General features: G+C 24.9%; 20 protein-coding genes and 1 tRNA gene. 10 read left to right on the top strand and 11 right to left on the bottom strand.

Features of this window, described 5'->3' with window-relative positions:
• Positions 1–6 precede the first annotated feature (6 nt).
• The 5 genes from ACFEL5_RS06245 to ACFEL5_RS06225 are packed head-to-tail and all read right to left on the bottom strand — an operon-like array spanning position 7 to position 1,779.
• Positions 7–243 carry a hypothetical protein gene (locus ACFEL5_RS06245; protein ID WP_338967064.1) on the bottom strand — a complete coding sequence of 79 codons (237 nt, stop codon included), beginning with the start codon at positions 241–243 and terminating at the stop codon, positions 7–9.
• A 48-nt stretch (positions 244–291) separates the two neighbouring features.
• Positions 292–522: a hypothetical protein gene (locus ACFEL5_RS06240; RefSeq protein WP_375315247.1), complete on the bottom strand. Its 231-nt coding sequence runs from the start codon at positions 520–522 to the stop codon at positions 292–294.
• Positions 523–525: 3 nt separating this feature from the next.
• Positions 526–687 carry a hypothetical protein gene (locus ACFEL5_RS06235; RefSeq protein ID WP_342277701.1) on the bottom strand — a complete coding sequence of 54 codons (162 nt, stop codon included), beginning with the start codon at positions 685–687 and terminating at the stop codon, positions 526–528.
• The gene (locus ACFEL5_RS06230) at positions 687–815 is read right to left on the bottom strand and encodes a hypothetical protein (protein WP_375315246.1); all 129 of its coding nucleotides are present in this window, start codon (positions 813–815) and stop codon (positions 687–689) included. The genes ACFEL5_RS06235 and ACFEL5_RS06230 overlap by 1 nt, the downstream gene beginning before the upstream one ends.
• Before the next feature lie 19 nt (positions 816–834).
• Entirely contained in the window at positions 835–1,779 is a 945-nt protein-coding gene (locus ACFEL5_RS06225) for an IS30 family transposase (protein WP_338966716.1), read from the bottom strand.
• A gap of 68 nt (positions 1,780–1,847) precedes the next feature.
• Between ACFEL5_RS06225 and ACFEL5_RS06220 the strand changes: the two genes are divergently transcribed.
• Positions 1,848–2,039, top strand: a complete 192-nt coding sequence (locus ACFEL5_RS06220) for a hypothetical protein (RefSeq protein WP_375315245.1) — start codon at positions 1,848–1,850, stop codon at positions 2,037–2,039.
• A gap of 178 nt (positions 2,040–2,217) precedes the next feature.
• On the opposite strand, the gene ACFEL5_RS06215 is transcribed toward ACFEL5_RS06220, so the two are convergent.
• Both ACFEL5_RS06215 and ACFEL5_RS06210 read right to left on the bottom strand, forming a co-directional pair.
• A complete protein-coding gene (locus tag ACFEL5_RS06215) occupies positions 2,218–2,586 on the bottom strand; it encodes a hypothetical protein (protein WP_375315244.1) in 369 nt (122 codons plus the stop codon).
• A 38-nt stretch (positions 2,587–2,624) separates the two neighbouring features.
• Positions 2,625–2,990, bottom strand: a complete 366-nt coding sequence (locus ACFEL5_RS06210; protein WP_375315243.1) for a hypothetical protein — start codon at positions 2,988–2,990, stop codon at positions 2,625–2,627.
• A gap of 394 nt (positions 2,991–3,384) precedes the next feature.
• Between ACFEL5_RS06210 and ACFEL5_RS06205 the strand changes: the two genes are divergently transcribed.
• The 3 genes from ACFEL5_RS06205 to ACFEL5_RS06195 all read left to right on the top strand — a co-directional run bounded on the left by ACFEL5_RS06205 (position 3,385) and on the right by ACFEL5_RS06195 (position 5,569).
• On the top strand, positions 3,385–3,579 hold the full coding sequence (locus ACFEL5_RS06205; protein ID WP_375315242.1) for a hypothetical protein: 195 nt from the start codon (positions 3,385–3,387) through the stop codon (positions 3,577–3,579).
• A gap of 494 nt (positions 3,580–4,073) precedes the next feature.
• A complete protein-coding gene (locus ACFEL5_RS06200) occupies positions 4,074–4,412 on the top strand; it encodes a hypothetical protein (RefSeq protein WP_342277703.1) in 339 nt (112 codons plus the stop codon).
• Between the two features lie 212 nt (positions 4,413–4,624).
• On the top strand, positions 4,625–5,569 hold the full coding sequence (locus ACFEL5_RS06195) for an IS30 family transposase (RefSeq protein ID WP_338966716.1): 945 nt from the start codon (positions 4,625–4,627) through the stop codon (positions 5,567–5,569).
• Here the strand turns inward: ACFEL5_RS06195 and ACFEL5_RS06190 are convergent.
• Positions 5,566–5,889, bottom strand: coding sequence for a hypothetical protein (locus ACFEL5_RS06190; RefSeq protein ID WP_375315241.1), 324 nt, complete (start codon positions 5,887–5,889; stop codon positions 5,566–5,568). The two genes, ACFEL5_RS06195 and ACFEL5_RS06190, sit on opposite strands and share 4 nt — an antisense overlap.
• Positions 5,890–6,039: 150 nt before the next feature.
• The gene (locus ACFEL5_RS06185; protein ID WP_375315240.1) at positions 6,040–6,978 is read right to left on the bottom strand and encodes a hypothetical protein; all 939 of its coding nucleotides are present in this window, start codon (positions 6,976–6,978) and stop codon (positions 6,040–6,042) included.
• Positions 6,979–7,265: 287 nt separating this feature from the next.
• Here ACFEL5_RS06185 and ACFEL5_RS06180 point away from each other — a divergent pair, with 287 nt between their 5' ends.
• Both ACFEL5_RS06180 and ACFEL5_RS06175 read left to right on the top strand, forming a co-directional pair.
• On the top strand, positions 7,266–7,487 hold the full coding sequence (locus tag ACFEL5_RS06180) for a hypothetical protein (protein WP_375315239.1): 222 nt from the start codon (positions 7,266–7,268) through the stop codon (positions 7,485–7,487).
• A 76-nt stretch (positions 7,488–7,563) separates the two neighbouring features.
• On the top strand, positions 7,564–8,508 hold the full coding sequence (locus tag ACFEL5_RS06175; protein ID WP_338966716.1) for an IS30 family transposase: 945 nt from the start codon (positions 7,564–7,566) through the stop codon (positions 8,506–8,508).
• Positions 8,509–8,555: 47 nt separating this feature from the next.
• Here the strand turns inward: ACFEL5_RS06175 and ACFEL5_RS06170 are convergent, their stop codons facing one another.
• Both ACFEL5_RS06170 and ACFEL5_RS06165 read right to left on the bottom strand, forming a co-directional pair.
• Positions 8,556–9,368, bottom strand: a complete 813-nt coding sequence (locus ACFEL5_RS06170; protein ID WP_342189507.1) for a Cof-type HAD-IIB family hydrolase — start codon at positions 9,366–9,368, stop codon at positions 8,556–8,558.
• Between the two features lie 97 nt (positions 9,369–9,465).
• A tRNA-Leu gene (locus ACFEL5_RS06165) sits at positions 9,466–9,550 on the bottom strand.
• Positions 9,551–9,933: 383 nt separating this feature from the next.
• Here ACFEL5_RS06165 and ACFEL5_RS06160 point away from each other — a divergent pair.
• From ACFEL5_RS06160 to ACFEL5_RS06145, 4 genes are all read left to right on the top strand, one after another.
• A complete protein-coding gene (locus ACFEL5_RS06160) occupies positions 9,934–10,233 on the top strand; it encodes a hypothetical protein (RefSeq protein ID WP_338966992.1) in 300 nt (99 codons plus the stop codon).
• A gap of 132 nt (positions 10,234–10,365) precedes the next feature.
• A complete protein-coding gene (locus tag ACFEL5_RS06155) occupies positions 10,366–11,208 on the top strand; it encodes a rolling circle replication-associated protein (RefSeq protein WP_375315238.1) in 843 nt (280 codons plus the stop codon).
• 73 nt (positions 11,209–11,281) lie between these two features.
• Positions 11,282–11,494 (top strand): hypothetical protein, encoded by a 213-nt coding sequence (locus ACFEL5_RS06150; RefSeq protein WP_215826178.1) that lies wholly within the window; start codon positions 11,282–11,284, stop codon positions 11,492–11,494.
• Between the two features lie 164 nt (positions 11,495–11,658).
• Positions 11,659–11,889, top strand: coding sequence for a hypothetical protein (locus ACFEL5_RS06145; RefSeq protein WP_338967749.1), 231 nt, complete (start codon positions 11,659–11,661; stop codon positions 11,887–11,889).
• Positions 11,890–11,898 lie beyond the last annotated feature (9 nt).

The raw sequence follows: 11,898 nt of genomic DNA, 5'->3' as shown, positions 1-11,898 counted from the left end.
TTTTTGTTAGCGGACTGCGCCAAGTAATTTTTCAAACATTTTAAAGCAAATAAAGAATATTGCCAAAATAAATGGAAAAATGAAGATTCAGTAGTCGGCAAAGAAGTTACCAACTTGCGGCATATTAACGGCAATAATTTCTCACATTTTAGTAAACGCTGTTATAATTGCATTTCACAATTTAGTCATCGCATCGCTAGCTGTTATTTTTGCTGGTGCATCGGCCAAGAAAGTTCCAATCATATAATCACCCCCTTTCTTTAATGTAACTTCTTGACATTAATTTTGTTTCTATCTAAATACTGATATGGTTTTCCAAAGTAGCATTAGAATAAATCACGCCATAATTGCTGTTAAGAATCAAAAAGCAATGTTTGCTATTAAAAGTCAAAGTGTTTCTTTGGTTAAATCAATTTCTTCACCACCACTAATATGAGCCGGAATAGTTGTGATTTGAATAAATAAATCTCAGAAAGTTTGTTTAATTTGTTCTCAATTAAATTCTTTTAAATTTACTGTCATTTTTTATTTCCCAAAAATCATTTTTATTGGTAAATACATAATTGAAATTAAGGCGAAAATAAAAGTAATGATAATAATTAATCCGGCAATAAATGCAACTTGTGCAGGCATTTTTTCTATCGGAACAAACAGTTTTAAAAATTCCATAATAATTTCTCAAAACATTATTTTTTATCCTCATTATTTTCTTTTGAATTAGGCGCTTTAACTCATTCTTCAAAGCGAGCAATAAATACTTTCTCGTCTTTTGTGAAATTACCAGTATTATTTTTAATGGCATTTTTATATGCCAAATTGTAAAGTTAAGTGCAACTAAATTATTTTTCTAACCAAATATTCGATTGGCGAAAGATAATTTAGTATTTTTCTTGGTCTTTGGTTTAAAGACAATATAAATTTATGAACTGCATTTTTAGTAGTGTTTGAAAAATTAAATTTTTTAGGAAATTTTTCTCTAATTAAACCATTAGTATTTTCATTAGTACCTCTTTGTCAAGGTGAATATGCATCAGCAAAATAAATTTTCACATTTAAATTTTTTTCAAGTTGTTGTCAATTAGCAAATTCTTTACCCCTATCAAATGTTATAGTCTTAACAAGATTATTTGGAAGAATTGATAAATAATGACTAATATTTTTGTTAATAACTTTAGTAGTTCTATTTTCAACTAATATTGCTAAAGTAAATCTTGATGTTCTTTCAACTAAAGTTATTAAACATGATTTACTTTTACCTCGTGATGATACTACAGTATCACCTTCTCAATGGCCAAGAGTTATGCGATTATTAACATTTCGTTCTTTAATGGATTTACCATTAAATTTACCCCGATTTTCTTGAGATTTTCGTTTCTTACCTTTTCTTCTTAAATTTTTACTAGTAACCTTTTCAAGTAATCCAGAATAAATTCAATTGTAAATTGTTTTAAAACTAATAATTCATTCTTGATGAAAATTTTTAATTCTGCCATAAATTTGTTCAGGCGATCAACCTAATAATAATTTTTGTTGTACATATTTTACTAATTCTCTATTTTTAAATTTATGAAAATAAACATGTAATTGTTTTCTATTTTCTGCTTTATTTTGTGCAATTAATGAAAAATAATGATTATTATCTTTATTTCTATTAACTTCTCGATTAATAGTACTAATACTTCGATTAAGATTTTTAGCTATTTCACTAATTTTTACTTTAAATTTCAATTGATTCTCAATATAAATTCTTTCATCTATGCCAAGATGTTTGTATCCCATATAAAAACTCCTTAAATTTACTTTTTCTAAAATAAACTTAGCATCATGAAATTTTTATATGAAATCTTTTGCAATTTTATTTACTTGCACTTACAAGTATAATTCAGCTAAAAAATAAAATTTACAGACTTAGTTTTGAGTTTAGTGACCTTAAGAAAATTGTGGATTTACTAGTTTGAAACAAATTTTTTGAATCCGGTACAATGACTGACATTGAATTTATGAGTTCTAATCAAAAAATTAAGGATAGATATATATAATTGATACATTAAGAAATAGGTTAGTGAATAGTAAATAAAACTATTATTTCATATTTACATTGAGCAAATAATAATGGCGTGGTTATTCATTTTTATGCTTTAATACCGCTTTATTTTGTTGGAAAATAGACTATGTGATGGGAAAATAAAATATGATTTTAGATAAAGATAAATTATTTTATAGTGGGATAGTTATTTCAGGAACTATTCAAATCTTTCTTATTACTTTTTTACTGTTTATAAAATAATTTAAATTTGTATTGTATTTAATTCCACTTGTTAGTTCAGAGTTTAAGTATCTACTTACACCACCATTATGAGAGCAGGTTCCCTTGCCACTAGAACTACTATAAGTTCCATTGCGACATTGAACTTTATAACCCCAGAACTTGTATCATCCATCCGCTTTGGGAGTAAAGAATACAATAAGCAAAATCACTATGATTATTATTCCAAAAATAGTTAATATTAATTTCTTAATTATATTATTGTCATTTTGTTTTTCTAGTATTTCAGATATCAAATTTTTATTATCATTTTGTTCCATAAAAAACTTCCTTATACCTTGCAATCTTGATTTTATAGTTATTGTTCACTTTCTTTATTTAATTGTGAAATTTGCTTTTTTTCGTTCTCATTTAATTCATAATAACTTTTTACTATTTTAATTATTTCTTTTTTTCTTTTGCCTTCTAAATAAGTTTTTTTATATTTAAAGCTGGTTCTATTGTCTAAAAGTAATTTTTTTAGTTCGCTAAATAATGATGAAGCAATTTCTTCTTCAAATATATAATTTTCAGGATTATTAATTTCTAAATTTTTTAGAGAGTTTGTTATTTCTTTATAAATGTTTTCTCTTAATTTTTTTTCTCATTTTATTCAAAAAACTATTGCCAAAATTATTATTACAATAACTGCGATTATTACAATAACAGTTCAAAAAGTTTCCATAATTTTAATTTCCTTCTAATAGATTTAAGGAGACATACAAGGTCTCATTGTTAAAATTTTTATTTAATAATGTTCTTTATCATAATTCATTAGTTTTGGTTTCAATTAATTTAATAAGTGAATATGTTAATCAACAAGAAAGTCAAAAACTAATTAGTGAGGCAATAAGTGAAATCAATTTGCCATTTATTAAAATCCTTTCATTTTTATGTGTTACTAACATTTTACATTTTTAATCAAATATTTGTATATATATATATATATTCATTTTTTATTTTTGTTAATTTAATTTTATTTAGTTGTGCTAAAATAAATTTAAATAATACGAACCCTTTTATATAGTGTTCATATATGCACATTATATGTATTAAAGTTATTTTAAAGGAGTTTAGAAATGAAAAATTTAGTAAAATTACCATATATTTTAATGGTAAGTGCACCCGCAATTAGTAGTATGCTTCCCTTAACGAACAATAATTTATTAATAGTATCAAGTATATCAAGTAATCAAATTAAAAAACAAAGTTTTCAAAATTTATTCCAAAATTTTTCTTACATTAAAGGTGATGGGCGCATAAAGTTTTGTTAGGTGGGAAAAGATTTGAATAAGTATTAAGACAGTCAGCAATGATTGTCTTTTTATTTTATAAGGTGTTAAAAATTTGTTCTTTTAAAATTAAATACAAGTGAATTAATAATGTTGGTATGTATTAAAAACACGATAAATGATTGTGGGTGGTCGCCATAACCGAAAGAAGTTTACCAGTTAATAGAAAACACCCTATTAGCTATAGCAATTTGTTTCGTTTTGCAATAAAAAAATGAATGGGTGGATTTCCTAAAAATATACACGCTATTAAATTAGTTCCAAGGGTAGGATGCGGATGTTAAAGTGTAGAAATTTCTATATAGGGGATATGCTAAGTTTAAAATTATTAAAATCTTTATCTAATTAAAAAATAAAATTTAATAACAAAGCTTGTTAAACACTTAAATCTGCGATATATAAGTGTTTAAAAAACTAAGTTAACTAACAACTTAGTTAATTATAACTTAGTTTATTCATAAGAAAGGTAATTTACTATGAAAAACATTGAAAACATTTTCTTAAATACTAAAAAATATCTCTTAAAAGAAACACAAAACGCAATGCTTATTAAAGCACCAAAAATTCCATGATTTAATGAACAAATCGGCATTTGGTTTCCAAAGCGATTTGTTTATAAGGGAAAATACGAAAATTCAATTTGCATTGGAATAATAAAAGATAGTAAATATCAAGTAATTTCAATTAATCAATCAATTAATCAACAAGAACAAGAAACCAAGTTAATTAAAGGCCAAGAATTATTAAGCTTCTTCATTGCCGAAAAAGAAAACAACAAAAAAGATATGAATTATAACTATTTTAAAGGAGTTTAAAAATGAATATTGCAATTGGACTAATATTTATTATTATCAGCATAATGCTGTCAGCATATGTTGCTTATAAAATTTATGCCAAAATAAAAATTAGAATTAAATATGCTGAATTATACTTGTAAGTGCAAGTAAATAAAATTGCAAAAGATTTCATATAAAAATTTCATGATGCTAAGTTTATTTTAGAAAAAGTAAATTTAAGGAGTTTTTATATGGGATACAAACATCTTGGCATAGATGAAAGAATTTATATTGAGAATCAATTGAAATTTAAAGTAAAAATTAGTGAAATAGCTAAAAATCTTAATCGAAGTATTAGTACTATTAATCGAGAAGTTAATAGAAATAAAGATAATAATCATTATTTTTCATTAATTGCACAAAATAAAGCAGAAAATAGAAAACAATTACATGTTTATTTTCATAAATTTAAAAATAGAGAATTAGTAAAATATGTACAACAAAAATTATTATTAGGTTGATCGCCTGAACAAATTTATGGCAGAATTAAAAATTTTCATCAAGAATGAATTATTAGTTTTAAAACAATTTACAATTGAATTTATTCTGGATTACTTGAAAAGGTTACTAGTAAAAATTTAAGAAGAAAAGGTAAGAAACGAAAATCTCAAGAAAATCGGGGTAAATTTAATGGTAAATCCATTAAAGAACGAAATGTTAATAATCGCATAACTCTTGGCCATTGAGAAGGTGATACTGTAGTATCATCACGAGGTAAAAGTAAATCATGTTTAATAACTTTAGTTGAAAGAACATCAAGATTTACTTTAGCAATATTAGTTGAAAATAGAACTACTAAAGTTATTAACAAAAATATTAGTCATTATTTATCAATTCTTCCAAATAATCTTGTTAAGACTATAACATTTGATAGGGGTAAAGAATTTGCTAATTGACAACAACTTGAAAAAAATTTAAATGTGAAAATTTATTTTGCTGATGCATATTCACCTTGACAAAGAGGTACTAATGAAAATACTAATGGTTTAATTAGAGAAAAATTTCCTAAAAAATTTAATTTTTCAAACACTACTAAAAATGCAGTTCATAAATTTATATTGTCTTTAAACCAAAGACCAAGAAAAATACTAAATTATCTTTCGCCAATCGAATATTTGGTTAGAAAAATAATTTAGTTGCACTTAACTTTACAATTTGGCATACTATAAAAAATTGTTGGATACATATTATCCTTAGTATTCAAAACCGCCGTAACCAAACGATTGTTTTCTCAATTAGTAACCCCATGAAACTCCAATGGCGCACCTGTTAAAATTGAAGCCATATTATATGGTGGTAAAGTTGGTAAAATGGCACGATGCTGTTGAAAATAAATCATATTTTCTTTTGGTAATGTTTGCTTTAAACTATTAATTTTAGTTGTTAGCCCTGCAAGAACTATTAAAATAATATTTGTTCGTGGTTTAACAATCTTCTTAGTTTTTTGATAAAGCATTAAAAGTCTCCTTCCTTCTATCTAGTTGCTATTATAACGCAAAAAAATGAAAGAAAATTCAAAATTAATAATAATATCCCACACCCAAATAAAAACTGCTTCTTAATAAAAATAAGAAGCAGTTTTTAGAATTATTAAATAATAAATTACTTAAAACCGTTGGTGTTGTCTTTTAGTATCAATATTTGATAAATCAATAACTAGCGGTTGATCATCTTTTTGAAGTAATGCTTGAAATACTTGATAAACAATAGTATACATAAAAATTAAATTTATCGTTGCTCCAATATTACTAAAAAATCCACGATTTTCACGACTAAACATTTGACTTAAATAACCAATAGTATTAATTACAAGAACAATAAGCATTTTAACTAATATAAAAATAATACTAAAACCAATCATTAACTTAACAAACTGATCATTAAATGACTTTACTGGCACATTTTGTAAAGAATTACTATCTGGTAAATTAACATTTTTTAATTTACTAATTGACAATAAGCCCATCACCCCAAATAATAAGAATACCCCAGCAATACTTAAAGTAATAATAAAGGGTTGTTTTATATTAACAATTTCACTATTAAGATTTTTTGTCAATAGTAAAACAGCAGTAAAAATTATTAACATCGCACCTGATAAAGCAAAAACACTTGATTCATGTAGTGCCATTTTTCTTTTCGCTTTAATACCCGTCTCAATTCTTTTTTGATCTAATGAAAGCAACATAAATCCAGTAAAAAATGTCATATTAAAGAAACTATAAACTAAAATTAATCAACGATGTTTAATAAATTGCTCATCATTAAGTGATATTGCTCATTTAATAATTAAAGCACTATAAATTAATTGCATTGCTCCAATATAAATAATTAATGCCATAACTGGAAAATAACCCTTATTTATAATATCAGTAATTACCGTACGAAAATCATTATCATAGGCTGTTAACTCCGTAATCTCATTTCTTAATGCTGCAATTGTATAAAAAGTAATCATTGTTAACACAAAGAACGCGCCAATAAACACAAAAACATTAGCAAAAATTATAAAAAAACGGCGAAATGCAAAATTAGAATTTCTCATTATAAAAAACCTCCTTCATTTAATTATATCCTATCTTGTTTAAAAAAGAAAAACAAAATATCTAAACTAATTCTTGACATTTTTTAAAGCATCTAGTCAACTAGCAAGCAATATTATAAAATAATACCGTTCCTTGAAGATAAATAACAAAGTGAAAGATTTTTGCAGCATTAGAAAAATTAACTACCACTTCAATATTAGAATCAATTTTTTTAAATCATTAGACTTGGTACATAACCTTTAATTTTATCTACTATTTTGATAATTATTTTTTAGATGAAATACAAATGTTAGATAAATACAAAGATAAAAATGAATTTTATAGTTTAGTCGGCATAAAATGTTATAGTTATGTACCAAGTCTATTATTAATTTTTTCTGTTAAATCATCAAGATTTTTAAGATTAAAAAATATTTGGTTATCTTCAAAATATTCATCAATTAATCTTCGCTCATTTTCAATATTATATTTAATATGCTGAATTATACTTGTAAGTGCAAGTAAATAAAATTGCAAAAGATTTCATATAAAAATTTCATGATGCTAAGTTTATTTTAGAAAAAGTAAATTTAAGGAGTTTTTATATGGGATACAAACATCTTGGCATAGATGAAAGAATTTATATTGAGAATCAATTGAAATTTAAAGTAAAAATTAGTGAAATAGCTAAAAATCTTAATCGAAGTATTAGTACTATTAATCGAGAAGTTAATAGAAATAAAGATAATAATCATTATTTTTCATTAATTGCACAAAATAAAGCAGAAAATAGAAAACAATTACATGTTTATTTTCATAAATTTAAAAATAGAGAATTAGTAAAATATGTACAACAAAAATTATTATTAGGTTGATCGCCTGAACAAATTTATGGCAGAATTAAAAATTTTCATCAAGAATGAATTATTAGTTTTAAAACAATTTACAATTGAATTTATTCTGGATTACTTGAAAAGGTTACTAGTAAAAATTTAAGAAGAAAAGGTAAGAAACGAAAATCTCAAGAAAATCGGGGTAAATTTAATGGTAAATCCATTAAAGAACGAAATGTTAATAATCGCATAACTCTTGGCCATTGAGAAGGTGATACTGTAGTATCATCACGAGGTAAAAGTAAATCATGTTTAATAACTTTAGTTGAAAGAACATCAAGATTTACTTTAGCAATATTAGTTGAAAATAGAACTACTAAAGTTATTAACAAAAATATTAGTCATTATTTATCAATTCTTCCAAATAATCTTGTTAAGACTATAACATTTGATAGGGGTAAAGAATTTGCTAATTGACAACAACTTGAAAAAAATTTAAATGTGAAAATTTATTTTGCTGATGCATATTCACCTTGACAAAGAGGTACTAATGAAAATACTAATGGTTTAATTAGAGAAAAATTTCCTAAAAAATTTAATTTTTCAAACACTACTAAAAATGCAGTTCATAAATTTATATTGTCTTTAAACCAAAGACCAAGAAAAATACTAAATTATCTTTCGCCAATCGAATATTTGGTTAGAAAAATAATTTAGTTGCACTTAACTTTACAATTTGGCACATAATTAAAATAATAATATTTTTACTTCAAAATGTGTTTACGAATCATATTACCAACACCATTTTCATTATTACTTTGACAAATATAATTAGATAATTCTTTAATAATCTCAACTGAATTATCCATTGCCACTGGATGACCCACTGCTTGCATTAATCATTGATCATTATATGAATCACCAAACGCCATTGCTTCACTAGTACTAATTCCTAATAAATCACAAATATATGTAACCCCATAACCTTTACTCATTTTTGGCAATGTTATTTCATATATTCCTGGATGATATTCTTTAATATCTAAATGCGAAAATTTTTCATTAAATTCATTAATTAATTCCTGAGAAGCAACTTGACTAGTAATAGTTTTAGCAATAATAACAATCCGAGCAATATCACTATTTAAATCATCAATGTCATTCAATACTGTATATTTTGCTTGCATAACATCAGCTCAATAACTAGAATTTTCTCCAAGGCGATTAACAAAAGAACCATCTTCAGTATACAATTGACATTTAAAACCTTTATTATCAACTCAACGATAAACCGCTTTAGCAACATCATAATTAATATTTCCATTAAAAATTAATTTTTTATCTTTAAATGAATAAATATGAACACCATTATTAGCAACAACAAAACTTTTAAATTTATGAGCATTAATTTGTTTAGCAATACTAATAGCATTAGTAGTAATTCTTCCTGTATTAATAACAACAATAACACCTTGCTTTTGAGCTGTAATACACATTTCCTTATTAAATTCAGTTAGACAATGATTATCATTAAACAAAGTCCCATCAATATCAATAAAAATAATTTTTATTTTCATTAAACCCACCTTTTTCATTTTTTAAATATCTATTTATTAAAATAATACTAATTAATTAAAAAAATAATGCACTATTAAGTGCACATTTTATAGTAAATGGTGCGGGTTAAGGGACTTGAACCCCCACGTCGTAAAACGCCAGATCCTAAGTCTGGTGCGTCTGCCAATTCCGCCAAACCCGCATTACAAATTACTTTAACATTATAATACAAAATCACCACAATTATCAATAGACTAACAACTATATTTTGTAGAAACCATATACATATGACAAGATTTTGTTTTCTACAAACTTTTAGGGGGTGTTTTCTTTTGGCAGTAATATTTTGTATTGAATGCGACAGCGAAAGCTATGTCATTGGTAATAAAAATACAGTTGGAATCTGTAATTCTTGCGATGAAAAGGGTTTTTAAATTTTGAAAGGAAAGATAAATTATAAAATATGTCGCTGGTGTTTACATCTATTTAGTGATAAACGATATTTGCATGTTGCTTGTGAGAAAAAATTTATTAATCATATTAAAAAAATTTTAAAAAATAAAAGTAAAAGGAATTTAGATAATAATGTTTAAAGTTAAATTAGTTAGTATAAAAAGAAAAATATTTAAAAATAAAGATGGCTCTATGATGTCAGGTTATTCTGCCGAATTTTTGCGTTATGAAAATGACTTATTTGAGCCTACCGGCGAACAAAAGGCTTTATGAATTGATGATAACAATCTAGAACAACAAGAAATTTATAAACTGTTAAAAGAAAACGTTAAATCATTTTTTAGTTGCGAATTAACTTTTGAAAAAACCCCCAAAATAGTTAACTTGCAAAAAATTGAATTATCAAAAAATCAAAAAAACTTGTCCAGTTAATTGATAATCACTTCGGTCTGCGAAGCGGTGCGGAAGGCGTATGCCCCGCCCGCTAGCGGGTTAGTCGGCGAAGCCGACTATTACTTGATTAAATAACACAACTGGCGAAAATCTAAAACGGGAGCATAAAATATGAATTTACAACTTCAAAATCCGATTGATTTTTATATGAAAACTATTTATTACGGTCAATACATTCGTAATATTGTTATGCCTTTAGAACATATCAAAGCAAATAACCGCAATGTTAGCGGTTTAAAAAATAAGGGTAATTGCGATACAAAACTGCTTAATAGTAATATTCGTGCAAAATCTAATGTTATTCGGAAGGCATATCATAATTTTTGAGATTGTAAAAAACTTACATTTTTAACTCTTACTTATGCTGATGTTAATGAATTTGACATTAGAAAATGTAAGCGTGATTTAAATAAATTTTTAAAAAAATTAAAATATTGATTTAAAGTTAAAAATAAAAATATTAAGTATTTGTATACCTATGAATATCAGAAACGAGGCGTTATTCATTTTCATATTTTAATCACCGAAAAAATACCCCATAAAATTATTTTACAATTTTGACCTTATGGAATTAATAAAAATATTAGAGTTCGTGAAAATACTAATGAAATGGTTGTAAAATATTGCTCCAAATATATAACTAAAAATGTCCTGAACGAAAAATCATTAAACCAGTATGACTTAAATATCAAGGCTTATCAATTCTCATATAACTGTCAAAACCCTATTACTAGAAAACAAGTATTTACCGACACTTTGAATAATATTGTTAATCGAACCGTAAATTCTGAATTTGTAAAGTACTTAAAATCAACAGTTAATAATTTTAAAACTAAAATGTGCGGAGCAATCTATGAATTTAAAAATATTAATTATATAGACTTTGAAAGTGCAAATTATGCTTCATTAGAAAGTTTAAGATTTAGAAATCAACTAAGAAAAATGAAACATTAAGAGTTAAAAAATGAAAGAAAAATTGCAATTTAAAATAAGAATTAAAAATTAAAAAATTAAGGAGAAAAGAAAGATGAGTATATTTGGATTAGTATTTTTTACGATTTTAACATTATTACTAGCATACTATATTGCGGTTAATATTTATCGGTTTTTTAAAGATAAAAAGAAATATGGTAGCGAAGCAAAGCAGTTGCCAAAAGATTTTACTTATGCACAACGAATATTTATTGCAAAGTTTAAGCGAAATTTATTAGAACAAGATGAAAAAGAAATTAAAAAGTAGGTTTAGAAAATGTTTAAAAAAATAATTATTGAGTTAATTGAACTAATTTATCCAACTGCCGATTTACCACCCCAAGTTGTATTTTTGTTTTCAATTTTAATAATTGTAATGCTCTTCTCGGCAATTATTTTTCTACTCTTTTGACCTTTTAAGCGGTAATTATTATGTTTTTAGTTGCTTGAAAAGATTTAGATTGAGAAATGATAAAATCATATTTTTGAGATTTATTTATTCAAATTAAAGTTATTCCGGCGTGAGTTTCTGGTAAAGAAATTGATTTAACCAAAGAACTACTTTGACTTTTAATAGCCAATATTGCCTTTTGAATGGTATTAGTATTCATTATCTTATTTATGGTTATTTTATTTTATAAGGTTAAATCATATTTTGTTTAGAAAGGGGGT

Origin of the sequence: Spiroplasma endosymbiont of Tipula paludosa (genome assembly GCF_964264785.1) — a bacterium.
Classification (GTDB): Bacteria; Bacillota_I; Bacilli_A; order Mycoplasmatales; family Nriv7; genus Nriv7.
This window is presented reverse-complemented; position numbering and strand designations above follow the sequence as displayed.